The organism is Tahibacter caeni (assembly GCF_024609805.1).
GTDB classification, from domain to species: domain Bacteria; phylum Pseudomonadota; class Gammaproteobacteria; order Xanthomonadales; family Rhodanobacteraceae; genus Tahibacter; species Tahibacter caeni.
Genome location: NZ_JANFVR010000540.1, coordinates 1 through 1,987 on the forward strand (window position 1 = coordinate 1; position 1,987 = coordinate 1,987).

Here is a 1,987-nt window from a genome sequence, read left to right on the forward strand (position 1 = left end):
CGTCGGCGCGCGCGGCGTCGGCGCGGGCCGCGTCGACCCGCGCGGCGGCCGCATCGAGGCGCGGCGCGGCGTTGCGCACGGCCTCGCGCAACGCGTCCAGGGTCAGGACAGCCGGCTCGGCCTGAGCGAGCGCGGCGAACGAGAGACACGCGACGGCGACCGCGAACGGCGGACGGCGTCGCACCCGCTGCGACAGCGGGTCATACGACGAAATCATCGGAAAGCTCCCGGCAGACGGAAACGCGGCGCGGCGAATGCGGCGCCGGCAACGGCTCAGGAGAGGTCTAGATCAGCAGTCGACAGAGCCTGTCGAGATCGGGCCCGTCCCGCGAACAGGCCAGTGGCGCGGCCGGCGCCGGCGTGCGCGCGAGCGGCGCGATCGCGGTGATGAAGTCGTGGCCGAACGGCAACGGTGCGATGCCCGGCAGCTTGCCGAGGTCCGGCGTCGCCGTGCCGCCGGGACAGTCGGCCGAACCCGCATCGCCGCCGCCGTCGGCCGGCATGCCGTGACAGCCGGCTTCGGCGACGGCTTTCGTGCCGGCGAAGCCGTGGCACAGCTGCGCCGCCATCGCGCTCTGGCAGGCGACCAGAGCGATGAGGCACAGCCAGACCACGAGCAGGCGGTGACGACGCATGAGGGATTCCGGGGGAACGGCGCCTAGGCTAGCGCGCCGCGACGGAAACTGCGACCTGGACCGAGGTCCGGAGTTGCCGCCTGCGACCGCGCGCCGCAGTACGCGGCCGTCGCGCGCGGCACGCGTCATGACAGAACCGGCGATGCGGCATACCGCGGCACTGCGCCCGCGCCGCGGCCGATGCGCGATGAGAGGAACGTCCGCGATGCAACAGTCTGTCCACGCGGCCACCCTGCGCCGCGCCCGTCGAGACTGCCATGGCCCCGCCGTTCCGCCCGATCTGCTTCGTCGTCATGCCCTTCGGCGTACGCGAGACCGCCGCCGCGCCGCCGGCGCCCGCGCGCGTGAACTTCGACCTGCTCTGGGAACAGGCGCTGCAGCCGGCGCTCGAAGACCTGGGCTATCGCACGTTGCGCGCCGACCAGGATGTCGGCACGCTGATCATCAACGAGATGCTCGAACGGCTGTACTACTCCGATCTCGTGATCGCCGACATCAGCATTCCGAACGCGAACGCGTACTACGAGGTCGGCGTACGGCATGCGGCACGCCACGACGGCTGCGTGCTGATCGCGGCGAGCTGGGCGCGGCCGGTGTTCGATCTCGCGCAGATCCGCCGCATCGATTACGACCATCCGCATGAAGCCGTCGATGCCGACGCGGCGCAGAAAATCATCGCGACCCTGCGCGATCAGGTTGCCAGGCACCGCCACGCCGCCACGCCGTTCCATTCCGTCGTACCCGGTTATCGGGCACCGCAGCCCGACGAGGCGCGTGCGCGCGAACTGGCCAACTATCTCGAAGCATTCGAGGAACTGCGCGCGCAGATCGCCCAGGTCGCCGACCTCGATGCCGCGTACCGGCCGGACCGCGCCGCGGCGATACTGCGGGAACATCCGGCCGCCGCGACCGACAGCGCGTCGGTCGCCGTCGAGATCGTGCGCCTGCTGCGCGACCGTATCGGTCGCTGGGATCTCACGCGCGACTACATCGAGGCGCTGCCGGCGCGCCTGCGCGAACTGCCCTATCTGCAGGAACAGCTCGCGCTCGCGCTGTCGCGCCAGGGCGACGACCTGCAGGCCATCGCCGCACTGAAGCGGCTGATCGCGCTGCGCGGCGACAGCGCCGAACGCCAGGGCCTGATCGGCGGTCGCTACAAACGGCTGTACCGGGCGGCGGCGAACGCCGGCGACGGCCTGCAGGCCCGGCGCTTTCTGGATCTGGCGATCCGGCATTACGAGAACGGCATGCGGCTGGACCTCAACAACTATTTCCCGAGCTGCAACCTGCCGCTGCTCTACCGTCGCCGCGGCGAGCCCGGCGACGAAGCGCTCGCGCTCGCCGCGGCGACG

General features: G+C 71.5%; 3 protein-coding genes. 1 reads left to right on the top strand and 2 read right to left on the bottom strand.

Annotated features, from left to right (window positions below; all coding sequences use genetic code 11):
• Positions 1-217: hypothetical protein (locus NON22_RS23570; protein WP_257389426.1), on the bottom strand; the 217-nt coding region annotated here is incomplete at its 3' end.
• 67 nt (positions 218-284) lie between these two features.
• Positions 285-635: a hypothetical protein gene (locus NON22_RS23575; RefSeq protein ID WP_257389427.1), complete on the bottom strand. Its 351-nt coding sequence runs from the start codon at positions 633-635 to the stop codon at positions 285-287.
• Between the two features lie 257 nt (positions 636-892).
• Between NON22_RS23575 and NON22_RS23580 the strand changes: the two genes are divergently transcribed.
• The coding region (locus tag NON22_RS23580) for a tetratricopeptide repeat-containing protein (protein WP_257389428.1) at positions 893-1,987 on the top strand (1,095 nt) is incomplete at its 3' end.